This window comes from Nonomuraea sp. NEAU-A123 (genome assembly GCF_018603905.1).
In the GTDB taxonomy this organism is placed as follows: Bacteria; Actinomycetota; Actinomycetes; order Streptosporangiales; family Streptosporangiaceae; genus Nonomuraea.
Window position 1 is genome coordinate 450,370 of record NZ_JAHFZZ010000002.1, and the last position, 12,580, is coordinate 462,949.

Below are 12,580 nucleotides of genomic sequence, written 5' to 3' on the forward strand. Positions count from 1 at the left end.
GCGAAATTGCCTCCGATGGGGGGGTAGTTCAGGAAAAAATGAGAGAAGTGCGAGGTCAGTCCTCGGGCGCGAGGCGCTCGGCGAGGGCGAGCGTACGGCGGGCCCGGGCGACGATCGGCGCGTCGACGAAGCGTCCGTCGGGCAGCGCGACCGCACCTGTCCCGGCCCGTTCGGCCTCCTCGGCGGCCTGGACGATCTCGGTGGCTCGCTCCGTCTCCTCCCGCGTGGGGCTGAACGCCCGTCTGATCACCGGGATCTGGCGCGGATGGATGGCGGTCCTGCCGAACAGGCCGAGCGCGCGGCCGGCCCGGCAGGAGGCCGCCAGGCCCGCCTCGTCCTGGACATCGGGGTAGACCGACATCGGCACCGGCGGCAGGCCCGCGGCCGCGGCGGCCAGGACCACCTGGAGCCGCAGGTGGTTCATGGCCGTCTCGTCGGTGATCGACAGCTCGGCGGCCAGGTCCTGCTCGCCGAGCGCGACGCCCGCCACGCCCGGATGGGCGGCGATGGTGTGGGCGGCGATGATCCCGGCCGCCGACTCCAGCAGCGCGTACGCCTTGACGGACAGCCCGTCCAGGACCCGGGTCGACTCGACCTTGGGCAGCCGGACCGCGTCGAGCCCCGGCAGGCCGCCCAGCGCGTCGAGGTCGTCCCGGCCGCGCCCGCTCGCCAGGTCGTTGATCCGGACGTGCACCGCGGCGGATCCGGTACGGCGCGCCAGGTAGGCGGCGGCGTTGGCCCTGGCCTCGTCCTTGCGGGCGGGCACGACGGCGTCCTCCAGGTCGATGATGACCACGTCGGCCCCGGAGGCGGCGGCCTTGTCGAAGCGCTCGGGCCGGTCGCCGGGGACGTACAGCCAGGTGACGGGGACGCTCATGCGATCACCCCGTCCTCGCGCAGCCGGGCGATCTCCTCGGGGCCGTAGGCGAGCTCGCCGAGCACCTGGTCGGTGTCGCGGCCGAGGCGGCGGCCCGGCCAGGCGACCGCGCCGGGCGTATCGGACAGGCGGAACAGCACGTTCTGCATGGTGACCGCGCCCAGGTCCTCGTCCGGCACCTCGATGAAGGTGTCCAGGGCCGCGTACTGCGGGTCCTTGGCGATGTCGGAGACGTCGTAGATGGGGGCGATCGCCGCCTGGACCTCCTCGAAGCGGGCGATGACTTCTTCGGCGTCGCGTTCGGCGATCCAGGAGGCGACGGCCTCGTCGAGCTCGTCGACGTGCTGGACCCGGCCGTGGCCGCTGGCGAACCAGGGCTGCTCGACCAGGTCGGGCCGGCCGACCAGGGTGACCACGCGCTCGGCGATGGGCTGGGCGCTGGTGGAGATGGCCAGCCAGCGGCCGTCGCGGGTGCGGTAGGTGTTGCGCGGCGCGTTGCTGCTGGAGCGGTTGCCGGTGCGCTGGGGCACGACGCCGAGCGCCTTGAACGCGCTCATCTGCGGCCCGAGCAGGCCCAGGATCGGCTCGATGATGGCCATGTCGATGACCTGGCCGCGCCCGCTCTGCTCGCGGGCGCGCAGGGCGACCATGACGGCGTAGGACATGGCCAGCCCGGCGATGCCGTCGGCCAGGGCGAGCGGCGGCAGCGTGGGCGGGCCGTCCGGCTGGCCGGTCATGGCCGCGAATCCGCTCATCGCCTCGGCCAGCGTGCCGAAGCCGGGCTGCTTGGCCATCGGGCCGAACTGCCCGAAGCCGGTCATCCGCGCCACGATCAGGCGCGGGTTGATGTCCATGAGGTCGCCAGGGGCCAGGCCCCAGCGTTCCAGGGTGCCGGGGCGGAAGTTCTCGACCAGGACATCGGAGCGCTCGACCAGGCGGCGCAGGATCTCCTGCCCTTCGGCGCGCGACAGGTCGACGGCGGCGGCGCGCTTGTTGCGCGACAGCGTCTTCCACCACAGGCCCACCCCGTCGACCGAGGCGCCGTGCCCGCGTGAGGGGTCACCGCGGCGGGGATGCTCGATCTTGATCACGTCGGCGCCGAAGTCACCGAGCATCATCGCGGCGGATGGCCCGGCGAACAACGTCGCGGCGTCGATGACCCGCAGGTCGGCGAGGGGAGACATAAACATGTAACTTATAAGAAATATCTCATAGGTCAACCGTCGTCTTAGATTGCGGGACACTGAGGGACATGCCGACCAGCGAGCCGCGGCCGCCCATGAGCAAAGCCGAATACGTCTACAGCGTGCTGCTCGACGAGATCCGCACGGCCAGGATCCCCGGCGGCACCGCCCTGCGCGCCGGGGCGGTGGCCCGCAGGCTGGGCGTATCGGTCACACCGGTCCGCGAGGCGCTACGCAGGCTGGAGAAGGACCGGCTGATCAGCTACGAGGCCCATCACGGCGCGACCGTGGTCGACCTGGGCGACGACGCGCTGGAGGAGTACTACGGCCTGCGCGCCGTCGTCGAGGGCCTGGGCGCCCGCCTGGCCGCCTCCAGGATCACCACCGCCGACCTGACCGGGCTGCGCGAGCTGCACACCTCGATGCTCCGCGACGCCGAGGAGGGCAGAAGCGACCGGCTGGGCGAGCAGAGCAGGCTCTTCCACCTGCGCATCGCCGACATCGGCGGCCCGGCCTTCCTCGGCCAGCACGCCAGGGCGGTGCGCGACAGCCTCCCCGTGCCCGCCGAGGCGTCGCTGTGGCTCGACGCCGAGCAGGTCAGGATGCAGCTCGACGCGCACGAGGGCATCCTGACCGCGCTCGACGGCGCCGACGGCGTCGCGGCCGAGCGCATCATGATCGAGCATGTCCGCCAGGCCGGCGACTATCGCAAGGGGCACTGACGAACGTGCGGCTCACCTGATCCTGGCCACGCCCCCCAGCCAGCCCGTACGCGGTGGAGCGATCTCGACCTCGGTGCCGTCGGGACGCCACTGCGGCACCCAGACCAGCCCGGGATCCAGCAGTTCGAGGCCGTCGAACAGGGCCAGCGCCTGCTCACGGGTACGCAGGTGCATGACCAGGCCGAGCTCGCGATGGCTGACCGCCACCGCCCGGCGTACCGCGTCGTCGTAGCCGTCGAGGCTGATCACGGTCAGCCACAGGTGACTGCCGGGGACCATGACCTTGAGCAGCCTGGCGAGCTGGGCGGTGTCGCCGGCCGGGATTTCGTGCATGGACAGCACGCCCACCACCACCGGCCGCTCCCAGTCCACGAACGTCCGCACCACCGGATCGTCGAGCAGGTCGGCCGGACGCGACAGATCGCAGCCGACGATCCTGACCCGGTCGGTGCCGCGGCCCGTGATCGCCTCGGCGTGCGCCAGCATGTACGGATCGCGCTCGGCGTAGACCACCCGGGCCGTCGGGTAGATCGCGTGGATGGCCTCATGGGCGTGGCCCTGGCCGGGCAGCCCGGTGCCGACCAGCACGTACTGCTCGGCGCCCGCCCTGGCCAGGTGGCGGACCACCCGGCCCACGTGCTGGTGGTGGGCGACGAGCGCGTTGCCCGCGTCCTCGCTGATCCGCCGCGCCGCGCGCAGCGCCGCACGGTCGGCGGCGAAGTTCTGCTTGCCGCCCTGGGCGGCGTCGTACATCCGGGCTGTGCTGACAGCCGTCAAGGACGTGACCGGGCTGTCACCGTGGGTCTCCACGTCGCCTCCGTCGAGAGTGACTTGTCCCCCTTGAGGGGACTCATCCTCTCAGCCGGCGAGCGTCCTGCGGACCGTGTCGAGCACGTCGAAGGTGTCGTCCACGCGGAAGGCCGACAGCGACAGCCGGGCGAACGCCTGCTGGTAGTCCTCCGCCTGCCGCCGGTCCTCGACGAGAACCGGCCCGTGCAGCAGATGCAGCACCAGCATGTCGGGCCTGTCCCGCTCGGGGAAGCGCAGCAGGGTGAACGGCGCGCCGTGGTAGAGGTAGCCGGTGTCGGCGCTGGGCCGGGCGATCTGCATGGCGATGTTGGGCCGCTTGGCGGCCGAGACCAGCGCGTCCAGTTGCTCCAGCCGGTCGCCGGACCGGGTCAGCGGCGGGTCGAGGAGCGCCCTGCGGTCGAGCACCGCCCACAGGTGCGGGCCGCCGGGCCGCTCGAGCAGCTCCTGCCGGCGCCTGATGAGGTCGGCGCCGCCGTTGACCTGCCCAGGAGTGGCGCCGGGGTGGTGGGCGGCGCGGATCGCGGCCTCGGTGTAGGCGCGGGTCTGCAGCAGCGCCGGGACGTACTGCGGGCCGTAGGTGTAGATGACCTGCGCCTGGTCCTCCAGCGCGAGGAAGCCGGTCAGCCACAGCGGCACCTGCGGCGCGTCGAACCAGCCGGGCGCGCGCTCGCCGCGCAGCAGCGACAGCAGCGGCCGCTCGTGCGCCTGCTCGCCGTAGCGGGCCAGCAGGAGGCGCACGGTCGACTCGCGCGGCGCGACGAGACCGTGTTCAATGCGGTAGATCGTGGAGGTGTTCAGCCCGGCCGCGTCGGCGGCGGCCTTCATCGACAGCCCGCGCGCCCCGCGCAGGCAGCGCAGCCGCTCGGCCACGAGCCTCATATGCATACGGCGAGCCGTCCGCACGGCTGGCGAAAAGTTTCACCTCTGCCTGGGCTGTTGCAAGTCACCGACGGCTGATGCACGATAGCCACCCTAGGCGATCTCTCCTGAATGCGTACGCCGATCCGGAAGGGTCTGGACACCGTGGCCGACACGTGGACGTTGCACCCCGACTACCGGACGCCTCCGGTCCCCACGGGTGGCCGCCTCACTCCCGGCCCCTGGCGCCACCCCGATGGCGGGCAGGTCATGAACGGCACCTACGAGCGGCTGCGGCCCGGCCGCCAGGTGGAGGTCGTGGCGATCTGGTACGGCTACGCGCTGACCCGCTGGCAGGGCCCGAGCATGCCGCGCTTCAGCAGCCCGCTGGTGTCGGCCTGGAACCCCGTCCTGGCCCAAGGGCTGCGGGCCGACCCCGAGACGCCGGCCCCCTACCTCGACGACTTGTGGTGCGACCGGTGGATCGCCGGGGCCCTGCTGTACGGCCGCAAACCGTACGGGGCGTTCACGCTCCCGGCCGGGGAGGCGCTGCGCTGGTTCGGCAAGAGCGGCGGCACCGGGCTGGTCTACCGGGCCGAGACGCTCGCCTCCCGGGATCGGGCCGGCCTGATCCGCGTCGTGGCGGGGACGGTGGAGACGTACGCGCACCTGTTCGACGTGGACGCGCTGATCGCCGACTACCGCAACGCGCTGCCGGCCGAGCTGGCCGAGCCGCAGGTGGAGGCGCTGAGCGCGCACCGCTCGGGCTCCCCCGCCTTACGGTATGTCCTGAACGAGGACGCCGAGGCGTCGTTCAGGCGGGCGCCGCTGTCGGTACGCGGCCTGACACTCGGCTACCCGCCCCGCGAGACCGCGGCCCGCATCCTGGCCGAGGCGGCGAGCGAGTGAGCGATCAGGGAGCCACTTCGGCGAGGACGGAGCCGCGCAGGTCGAAGCCGCCGACGCAGGCCAGATAGTCACCCTTCTCCAGCGGGTCGCCGATGTAGACGCCGCCCGCCTGGCGCACCAGCAAAGCGCCTGCCGCCACGTCCCAAGGGCTGGAGTGTGTGCCGTACGCGGCGTCGGCCCACCCGGCGGCGACGTGCGCGAGCTTGAGCGCGGCGCTGCCCGGCCGGCGCACCGCGGCGAACGACTCCACGAAGCGGCCGTAGCGGCGCAGCGCCTGCTCGCCGTCGGCCGCCAGGTCCAGCGGCGTGGGGTAGCTGGACAGCAGCATCGCCTCCCGGTCGGTCGCCGCCCCCTTGCTGCGGATCGGGGTGCCGTTGCACCAGGCGCCCTCGGTGGAGGCGGTGAACTCGTCCTCGCGCACCGGGTCGTAGACGACGCCCGCCACCAGCTCGCCGTCCACCGCGGCGGCGATGGAGACGCAGAAGAACGGCAGGCCGGCGGCGAAGTTGGCGGTGCCGTCGATCGGGTCGACATACCAGCGCAGCTCGCCGGAGCCGGTGACGCCGCCCTCCTCGCCCACGATCGCGCTGCCGGGCCAACGGGCGGTGATGACGGCGCGGATCGTCTCCTCCGCGGCCCGATCATGCTCGGTGACCGGATCGTGGAAGTCGCGCTTGGTGGCGACCGGGGGCCGCGACCTGAACGCCTCGCGCAGCCTCGGTCCGACCGCCCTGGCCGCCTTCGAGGCGGTGTCGAGCAACCGTGTCACGTCCATGTCTCCTCCAATAGCCTGTCCATCAGGGCGAAGGCGTCGTCCACGACGGCCGTTGGGCGCTGTCGTACCCGGTACGGGATGCGGGCGGTGCTCTTCGAGGTCATCAGCACGGTCATGCCCACTCCCGCGCGCCGGCCGCAGACGACGTCCCTGTCGAGGTTGTCGCCGACGTACCAGACGTCGGCCGGATCGACGCCGAGGGCGCGGGTGGCGATCCAGATCATCTCCGGGTTCGGTTTCCTGACGCCGGCCTCGTCGCTGTAGATCTGCTGCGCCACCTCGACGCCCTGGGCGGCCAGGAAGTCGCGGTGCACCGCCCCGCACCGGGCGTTGCTCACCACCGCCACCGGCACCCGCCTGGCCCGGCAGGCGGCCAGCAACTCGGGGATGCCGGGGCGCAGCGCGCACTGCTGACGCAGCTCGCCCATCCGCTTGCACAGGGCGGTGGCTTCGGCCGCCACCACGGCACAGGCGGCCTCGGGCCAGTCGGCGGCGACGAAGTCGGTCCAGAATTCTCGGTGCGTCAGCTCCCTGGGCTCTCGCGGCCTGGACATGGCGTCCTTCCAGCACGTGTCGGCCGCCGCGCCCGCCCTGATGTCGATCTCCACGTCGGCCGCGCCCAGCTCGGTGCATCCGGCGCCGATCAACCTCCGGTGCACCTCCTCGGCCAGCTCAGCGGCCCACGACGGGCGCTTGACGCCCTCGACGAGCACACCGCCGAAGTCCAGCAGCAGGGCCCTCATCGGCTGCTCACCCCTCCCCTGAGGACGCGACCCACCCCTCCGGACGAGGGAGCGCAGGCGGTTATGTCAAGACATGATGTCATATTCCTTCGCGATGATAATTGTCAGGACATTCTGACCTCGGTTAATCTGATCAGCATGACCGCGAACCTGGCGATCGACCTGGACCGCTCCAGCCCCGTGCCGCTCTACTTCCAGGTGGCTGAGCAGATCGCCGAGGCGATCCGGCGAGGCGACCTGGCGCCCGGCTCCCGGTTGGACAACGAGATCCTGCTCGCCGACAAACTGGGCCTGTCGAGGCCCACCATCCGCCAGGCCATCCAGTATCTGGTGGACAAGGGCCTGCTGGTCCGCAAGCGCGGCGTCGGCACCCAGGTGGTGCACGGCCAGGTCAAGCGCTCGGTCGAGCTCACCAGCCTCTACGACGACCTGCGCCGCGCGGGCCAGGAACCGGCGACCCAGGTCCTGGCCCTGGAGCCCCGGCCGGTGCCCGAGGAGATCGCCGCCGTCCTCGGCGTCGAACCCGGCACCGAGGTGCTCTACCTCGAACGGCTCCGCTTCGCCGCCGGTGAGCCGCTGGCCTTGCTCCACAACTGGCTGCCACTGGGCCTGGCCCAGCTCACGGCGGCCGGCCTGGAGGGGCGCGGCCTGTACGAGCTGCTGCGCGGCGCGGGCGTGCGGATGCGGGTCGCCAACCAGCGCATCGGCGCCCGCGCGGCCACCCAGGCCGAGGCCAAGCTGCTGGACGAACGGCGCGGCGCCCCGCTCCTCACCATGCTCCGCACCACCTACGACGACCAGGGCAGAGCCGTCGAGCACGGCTCACACGTCTATCGGGCCACGCTCTACTCCCTCGAGGTCACCCTCATCGAGCGCTGAGGCGGCCCGCCGCTTGACGAACCAGGTGGTGGCGATGCCGCACAGCACCGCCGCCACCAGCCCCACCCACGAGAACCCCTTCAGCCACTTCTCGGCGACCACACCGAGATAGAAGATCACCGCGGTGGTGCCGCCCGCCCAGACGATCCCGCCGAGCACGTTCGCGACCAGGAACCTCCAGTACGGCATGCGCAACGCCCCCGCCAGCGGACCGGCCAGAATGCGCAGCAACGCGATGAACCGCCCGACGAACACGGCCCACACCCCGAACCGGTCGAAGTAGTGCTCGGCCTTGCTGATGTGGCGGGGCCCGAAGTGCTTGGGGAATCGGCGCCCGAGCCGCTCGAACAGCGGCCTGCCGCCCTTGCGCCCGATGGCGTACCCGATGGAGTCGCCGACGATCGCCCCCGCGCTCGCGCAGACGCCCACCCACACCGGGCTGACAACCCCCTTGGCAGCCAGGAGCGCCGCACTGACCAGCACGATCTCGCCCGGCAGCGGGATGCCGAGACTCTCGATCCCGATCACCAGTCCGACCAGGGCGCAGAGCCACCCGGGCGGAATGGCCTGCAGCAGTTCGTCGATGTGCACTTGGCAACCCTAGCTCGGCGCGCGACCCGGCGAACGTCATCGGCGAACCGCGGCGACTCCATCACGGAGAGTATCCATATCGTGCCAGTATGAAGGCGCCCACGCCCCTTAGGCCGGAAGGACGGAAGATGAGGAGAAAGTCGGCACCTACCGTGGCGGCCCTCGTGACCGGCGCCACGCTCGCGCTCTCGACCGGCACGGCTCTGGAGGGAGCGGCCCACGCCGTCGCACGCAAGTGCGTGCCGTCCGACTACTACACCAGCGACAACGTCGCCTACTACCACCACTGCGGTCACCGCAGGGGCCTGGTGATGGTCGAGAGAGTGGACAACACGCACGAGTGGACGTACTGCTCGCGCCCCTGGGAGGACAGGCCGCTCGGCCCGGCCGACGAGATCTTGTGGGCTCACGTGATCGGCAGGTGTTAGCGGTCGACGCTCGGATCACCGGCACGCCAGGACTACAGATGACAGATATTGAAATCTGTCATCTGTAATGCCATAGTGGTCGGCATGAGAACTCTGGGAAGCAACGGACCGCAGGTGTCCGATCTCGGCCTTGGCTGCATGGGCATGTCCGACCTCTACGGCCCGGCCGACGAGACCGAGTCCATCGCCACCGTCCATGCCGCCCTTGACGCCGGCATCACCCTCCTCGACACCGGCGACTTCTACGGCATGGGCCACAACGAGCTGCTCATCCGGCGGGCGCTGAAAGACCGCGACCGCGACTCCGTACAGATCAGCGTCAAGTTCGGCGCCCAGCGCGACTACGACGGCAACTGGCTCGGCTACGACGCCCGCCCGGCCGCCGTCAAGACCGCGCTCGCCTACACCCTGCGCCGCCTCGGCACCGACCACATCGATGTGTACCGCCCCGCCAGAGTCGACCCGGGCGTCCCCATCGAGGAGACCGTCGGCGCCATCGCCGAGGAGGTCGCCAAGGGCCACGTCCGCCACATCGGCCTGTCGGAGGTGGGCGCCGAGACGATCAGGCGCGCGCACGCCGTCCACCCCATCAGCGACCTGCAGATCGAGTACTCCCTGCTGTCCAGGGGCATCGAGGCCGAGATCCTGCCCACCTGCCGCGAGCTGGGCATCGGCATCACCGCGTACGGCGTGCTGTCACGCGGGCTGCTGAGTGGCCACTGGTCGAAGGACCGCGCGCTGGCCGGCAACGACTTTCGCGCCGTCAGCCCCCGCTTCTCCGGCGACAACCTGGCGCACAACCTCACGCTCGTCGAAGCCCTCCGCGACCTGGCCGAGGCCAAGGGCGCGACGGTCGCGCAACTGGCCATCGCCTGGGTCTACGCCCAGGGCACCGACATCGTGCCGCTCGTCGGAGCCCGCCGCCACGACCGCCTCACCGAAGCCCTGGGCACCCTCGACGTGACCCTCACGACCGAGGACCTGACCCGCATCGAGGCCGCCATCCCCGCCGACGCCGCCGCCGGCGAACGCTACGCGGCTCCGCAGATGGCCCACCTGGACAGCGAGCACTGACAGAATTGGATATATGACAGATGGCATCCTGACGCCCGACCAGATCCTCACCGCGGCTCAGGACGTCCTACGCCGGTACGGCCCCGCCAAGGCCACGGTCGTCGACGTCGCCAGGGCACTCGGGGTCAGTCACGGCAGCGTGTACCGGCACTTCCCCAGCAAGGCCGCACTGCGGGAGGCAGTCACGCAGCGATGGCTGGACGAGTCGCACACGCTGCTCACCGCCGTCATGGCCGCGGACGGTCCAGCCGATGTACGGCTGCGCGCGTGGCTGTCGGCGCTGTTCGCCGCCAAGCGCAAGAAGGCGCTCGACGACCCGGAGCTGTTCGCGACGTACACGGTGCTGGTGGGCGAGGCGAGCCAGGTGATCGAACGACACGTCGCGGACCTCGTGGGCCAGCTTCAGCAGATCATCACCACCGGCCTGGCCAAGGGCGAACTCGTCACCTCGGACCCGGCCGCGACGGCAAGAGCGGTGTTCGACGCCACGATCCGCTTCCACGACCCCGTACACGCGGCCGACTGGGACCAGCCGGGCATCGAGGACGCCTTCGACACGCTGTGCACCCTCATCTGGCTGGGCCTCAGCCCACGCTGACCCCACCCCACACCGACCGCAACAGCCGGACCTCTCGAACCCAGCCCGACCACCACACAGGACCGAACCCTGGCCGGGCCCCTCGAATTGAGCTCGGCCACCACACAGAGCCGAACCTTTGTCGGGCCCCTCGAATTGAGCTCGGCCATCACACAGGGCCGGACCTTAGCCCTCTGCATCCAGCAGCCGGACCGACCACCCAGGTGTGCCCAAACGGAGCGCTGCCCAGGAAACCTGTCCCCCAGGGGGCAAATGGGTGGATTGCGAAGGTTGCCCGCCGAACCAACGACGCAGGTCAGCGTGGTTACGGAAATGCGGTCATCATTTCTGGCCGTTATCACGGCTCTTGCCTTGCGAGCAGCTACGGACTTGTACACTTCGTTCTGGAAGCACACAGTTACACAAAGTAATAATCTACACATCTGGTACAAATCGCATTTGCGATTCCTCGTGACGTCCGGACCCCGCGCCACGTCAGGTGTCGAATTTGGCGGCCGGGTATGTCCCCGGACTCGCGAGGGTCCTCATGGGGAGACGGCTCCCACAGTCGGCAGATGTTCCAGTGTGGGAACACAACAGGGGAGCCGAGCCCATGGAGCCACTGCACCTGACGACAAGCCGTCAGGGGGCGACAGTTATCGTGCACGTCTCCGGGGAGCTAGACATCGCCACCACCTCGGTACTACGTGACCACCTGCTCGACATCCTGCGGGAGACGTACCACGGGCACCGGAAGATCGACGAGGTCGTCATGGAGCTGAGCGGGCTGTCGTTCATCGACGCGGCCGGTTTGGGCGCCCTGGTGAGCATCAACGATCACGCACGGCGCAATGCGACACCGTTCCTCCTGTCCGGGATCTCGCCGCAGGTCAAGCGACTGCTCCTGATCACCGGACTCGCCAGGCACTTCCCCATACGCCCCCAACCCCCCGGAACCTACAACACCGTTTAGGGACCGAACGTAGGGCGGGCCGAGGAACATCTTCATCCGCTATGCATCGCGCCCATGCCGTTGGGGTCGTAGATGCCGGTGAGGAGCTCGAGCTGGATGCCGCCGGCCTGGAGCTCGGCGGACAGCGTCATCAGCTCGGCGGCGTTGCGCGCGAGGCGCTTGAGCTCGTGGACGCTGAAAGTAACGGGCGTCTCGGGCGCGGCCTCCTTGAACTGGTGGGCCAGCGCGAGAGCCTTCTCCAACTCGGGACACACCTTGAACCGGGTGCTGATCTGCTCCTGAAAGACCTTGTGGCACTCCGCCCGGCAGCGTGCTTAGAGCCGACTCGCCGGCTCCTGCCGTGCTGTCGATGTTCTTGCCGGCCCGATACAGCCAGCCGCGCGCTGAGCGGGTATGGGGGGCGCTGCCGGCCTGTGCGGGTCGGCAGCGTGTACGGCGGCATTCCTCGGGCGGGCCGGCGGGCTCGTCGCGTCATGGCCCGGTCCAGGTCTGCTTTCGCGTCGGCTGGGTCGCCAAGATGGTGAAGGCCCTCTCCCAGGCGCCTGCTCGGGCAACGATGACCTGCCCCTCGCCCACCCATGGGCAGACAATCCGCAGGATGCGACCTGACTCCCCTCCGGCAGCGCGACGGAGAACTCACGGGGTGTGGGTGGAGAGCGTCTTCATGGTGACGTAGCTGCTCACCGTGGCGACGCCGGGAAGGTCGGCCAGCCGGTTGGCGTGGAAGTCCTCATAGGCGGGCAGGTCAGCGACCTCGACCTGAAGCAGGTAGTCGTAGTTGCCGGTGACGTGATGGGTGTGAACCACCTCGGGCAGTTGGATGACCGCGCGTTCGAACGCGGCCACGTCGCCGCGGTTATGCCTCATGAGCCGGACACCGGCGAACACCCGGAGGCTGCGGCCGAGGGCCGCGGGGTCGATCTCCGCCCGGTAGCCGCGGATCACTCCGGCTTCCTCAAGCCGGTGCACGCGCCGCAGGCAAGGTGACGGCGACAGGCCGACCCGGGCGGCAAGCTCGGCATTGCTGATCCGCCCGCGCTTTTCAAGCACGGCGAGGATAGACCGATCTACATCATCCATGAGGGCAGATTATTGCTCAATCTCTTGATGTACCACAATCTTGTGCCCCGTTCCGGCGCAATTTCCTGCCAAAGTTGCCGAGATCTGCTCACATCGACGT

15 protein-coding genes and 1 pseudogene are annotated in these 12,580 nt (G+C 70.2%); 7 read left to right on the forward strand and 9 right to left on the reverse strand.

Annotation, left to right across the window (positions count from 1 at the left end):
- Nucleotides 1-55: 55 nt before the first annotated feature.
- Nucleotides 56-877 carry a CoA ester lyase gene (locus tag KLK06_RS06215; RefSeq protein WP_214634327.1) on the reverse strand — a complete coding sequence of 274 codons (822 nt, stop codon included), beginning with the start codon at nucleotides 875-877 and terminating at the stop codon, nucleotides 56-58.
- Nucleotides 874-2,061 carry a CaiB/BaiF CoA-transferase family protein gene (locus KLK06_RS06220; protein ID WP_214634716.1) on the reverse strand — a complete coding sequence of 396 codons (1,188 nt, stop codon included), beginning with the start codon at nucleotides 2,059-2,061 and terminating at the stop codon, nucleotides 874-876. Before KLK06_RS06220 ends, KLK06_RS06215 begins: the two co-directional genes overlap by 4 nt.
- A 68-nt stretch (nucleotides 2,062-2,129) precedes the next feature.
- On the opposite strand from KLK06_RS06220, the gene KLK06_RS06225 reads away from it, so the two are divergent.
- Nucleotides 2,130-2,783, forward strand: coding sequence for a GntR family transcriptional regulator (locus tag KLK06_RS06225; protein WP_250904947.1), 654 nt, complete (start codon nucleotides 2,130-2,132; stop codon nucleotides 2,781-2,783).
- Nucleotides 2,784-2,795: 12 nt separating this feature from the next.
- Here the strand turns inward: KLK06_RS06225 and KLK06_RS06230 are convergent, their stop codons facing one another.
- Both KLK06_RS06230 and KLK06_RS06235 read right to left on the reverse strand, forming a co-directional pair.
- The gene (locus KLK06_RS06230; RefSeq protein ID WP_214634328.1) at nucleotides 2,796-3,593 is read right to left on the reverse strand and encodes an SAM-dependent methyltransferase; all 798 of its coding nucleotides are present in this window, start codon (nucleotides 3,591-3,593) and stop codon (nucleotides 2,796-2,798) included.
- Nucleotides 3,594-3,641: 48 nt separating this feature from the next.
- Nucleotides 3,642-4,472, reverse strand: coding sequence for a helix-turn-helix transcriptional regulator (locus tag KLK06_RS06235; protein ID WP_214634329.1), 831 nt, complete (start codon nucleotides 4,470-4,472; stop codon nucleotides 3,642-3,644).
- A gap of 111 nt (nucleotides 4,473-4,583) precedes the next feature.
- Here KLK06_RS06235 and KLK06_RS06240 point away from each other — a divergent pair, with 111 nt between their 5' ends.
- Complete coding sequence (locus KLK06_RS06240) at nucleotides 4,584-5,360, forward strand: hypothetical protein (RefSeq protein ID WP_214634330.1); 777 nt, start codon at nucleotides 4,584-4,586, stop codon at nucleotides 5,358-5,360.
- 4 nt (nucleotides 5,361-5,364) lie between these two features.
- On the opposite strand, the gene KLK06_RS06245 is transcribed toward KLK06_RS06240, so the two are convergent.
- Nucleotides 5,365-6,135, reverse strand: coding sequence for an inositol monophosphatase family protein (locus tag KLK06_RS06245; RefSeq protein WP_214634331.1), 771 nt, complete (start codon nucleotides 6,133-6,135; stop codon nucleotides 5,365-5,367).
- Nucleotides 6,126-6,878: an HAD family hydrolase gene (locus KLK06_RS06250; RefSeq protein WP_214634332.1), complete on the reverse strand. Its 753-nt coding sequence runs from the start codon at nucleotides 6,876-6,878 to the stop codon at nucleotides 6,126-6,128. The genes KLK06_RS06245 and KLK06_RS06250 overlap by 10 nt, the downstream gene beginning before the upstream one ends.
- 138 nt (nucleotides 6,879-7,016) lie before the next feature.
- Between KLK06_RS06250 and KLK06_RS06255 the strand changes: the two genes are divergently transcribed.
- The gene (locus tag KLK06_RS06255) at nucleotides 7,017-7,757 is read left to right on the forward strand and encodes a GntR family transcriptional regulator (protein ID WP_214634333.1); all 741 of its coding nucleotides are present in this window, start codon (nucleotides 7,017-7,019) and stop codon (nucleotides 7,755-7,757) included.
- Here the strand turns inward: KLK06_RS06255 and KLK06_RS06260 are convergent.
- Nucleotides 7,701-8,348: a DedA family protein gene (locus KLK06_RS06260; RefSeq protein WP_214634334.1), complete on the reverse strand. Its 648-nt coding sequence runs from the start codon at nucleotides 8,346-8,348 to the stop codon at nucleotides 7,701-7,703. The genes KLK06_RS06255 and KLK06_RS06260 overlap by 57 nt on opposite strands.
- 128 nt (nucleotides 8,349-8,476) lie before the next feature.
- Here KLK06_RS06260 and KLK06_RS06265 point away from each other — a divergent pair, with 128 nt between their 5' ends.
- The 4 genes from KLK06_RS06265 (at nucleotide 8,477) to KLK06_RS06280 (ending at nucleotide 11,400) form a co-directional block, all read left to right on the forward strand.
- Nucleotides 8,477-8,776, forward strand: a complete 300-nt coding sequence (locus KLK06_RS06265; RefSeq protein ID WP_214634335.1) for a DUF6355 family natural product biosynthesis protein — start codon at nucleotides 8,477-8,479, stop codon at nucleotides 8,774-8,776.
- A gap of 84 nt (nucleotides 8,777-8,860) precedes the next feature.
- On the forward strand, nucleotides 8,861-9,850 hold the full coding sequence (locus KLK06_RS06270) for an aldo/keto reductase (RefSeq protein WP_214634336.1): 990 nt from the start codon (nucleotides 8,861-8,863) through the stop codon (nucleotides 9,848-9,850).
- A 13-nt stretch (nucleotides 9,851-9,863) separates the two neighbouring features.
- Complete coding sequence (locus KLK06_RS06275; protein WP_214634337.1) at nucleotides 9,864-10,448, forward strand: TetR family transcriptional regulator; 585 nt, start codon at nucleotides 9,864-9,866, stop codon at nucleotides 10,446-10,448.
- A gap of 592 nt (nucleotides 10,449-11,040) precedes the next feature.
- A complete protein-coding gene (locus KLK06_RS06280; protein ID WP_214634338.1) occupies nucleotides 11,041-11,400 on the forward strand; it encodes an STAS domain-containing protein in 360 nt (119 codons plus the stop codon).
- A 32-nt stretch (nucleotides 11,401-11,432) separates the two neighbouring features.
- On the opposite strand, the pseudogene KLK06_RS06285 reads toward KLK06_RS06280, so the two are convergent.
- Both KLK06_RS06285 and KLK06_RS06290 read right to left on the reverse strand, forming a co-directional pair.
- A pseudogene (locus KLK06_RS06285) lies at nucleotides 11,433-11,693 on the reverse strand (recombinase family protein); the annotation flags it as partial.
- 343 nt (nucleotides 11,694-12,036) lie between these two features.
- Nucleotides 12,037-12,480: an Lrp/AsnC family transcriptional regulator gene (locus KLK06_RS06290; protein ID WP_214634339.1), complete on the reverse strand. Its 444-nt coding sequence runs from the start codon at nucleotides 12,478-12,480 to the stop codon at nucleotides 12,037-12,039.
- Nucleotides 12,481-12,580: the final 100 nt, after the last annotated feature.

Coding starts and splice junctions, on each gene's coding strand:
- KLK06_RS06215 (WP_214634327.1), bottom strand. CDS start 877: ATGAGCGTCCCCGTCACCTGGCTGTACGTCCCCGGCGACCGGCCCGAG.
- KLK06_RS06220 (WP_214634716.1), bottom strand. CDS start 2,061: ATGTCTCCCCTCGCCGACCTGCGGGTCATCGACGCCGCGACGTTGTTC.
- KLK06_RS06225 (WP_250904947.1), top strand. CDS start 2,130: ATGCCGACCAGCGAGCCGCGGCCGCCCATGAGCAAAGCCGAATACGTC.
- KLK06_RS06235 (WP_214634329.1), bottom strand. CDS start 4,472: ATGAGGCTCGTGGCCGAGCGGCTGCGCTGCCTGCGCGGGGCGCGCGGG.
- KLK06_RS06240 (WP_214634330.1), top strand. CDS start 4,584: ATGCGTACGCCGATCCGGAAGGGTCTGGACACCGTGGCCGACACGTGG.
- KLK06_RS06245 (WP_214634331.1), bottom strand. CDS start 6,135: ATGGACGTGACACGGTTGCTCGACACCGCCTCGAAGGCGGCCAGGGCG.
- KLK06_RS06250 (WP_214634332.1), bottom strand. CDS start 6,878: ATGAGGGCCCTGCTGCTGGACTTCGGCGGTGTGCTCGTCGAGGGCGTC.
- KLK06_RS06255 (WP_214634333.1), top strand. CDS start 7,017: ATGACCGCGAACCTGGCGATCGACCTGGACCGCTCCAGCCCCGTGCCG.
- KLK06_RS06265 (WP_214634335.1), top strand. CDS start 8,477: ATGAGGAGAAAGTCGGCACCTACCGTGGCGGCCCTCGTGACCGGCGCC.
- KLK06_RS06270 (WP_214634336.1), top strand. CDS start 8,861: ATGAGAACTCTGGGAAGCAACGGACCGCAGGTGTCCGATCTCGGCCTT.
- KLK06_RS06275 (WP_214634337.1), top strand. CDS start 9,864: ATGACAGATGGCATCCTGACGCCCGACCAGATCCTCACCGCGGCTCAG.
- KLK06_RS06280 (WP_214634338.1), top strand. CDS start 11,041: ATGGAGCCACTGCACCTGACGACAAGCCGTCAGGGGGCGACAGTTATC.
- KLK06_RS06290 (WP_214634339.1), bottom strand. CDS start 12,480: ATGGATGATGTAGATCGGTCTATCCTCGCCGTGCTTGAAAAGCGCGGG.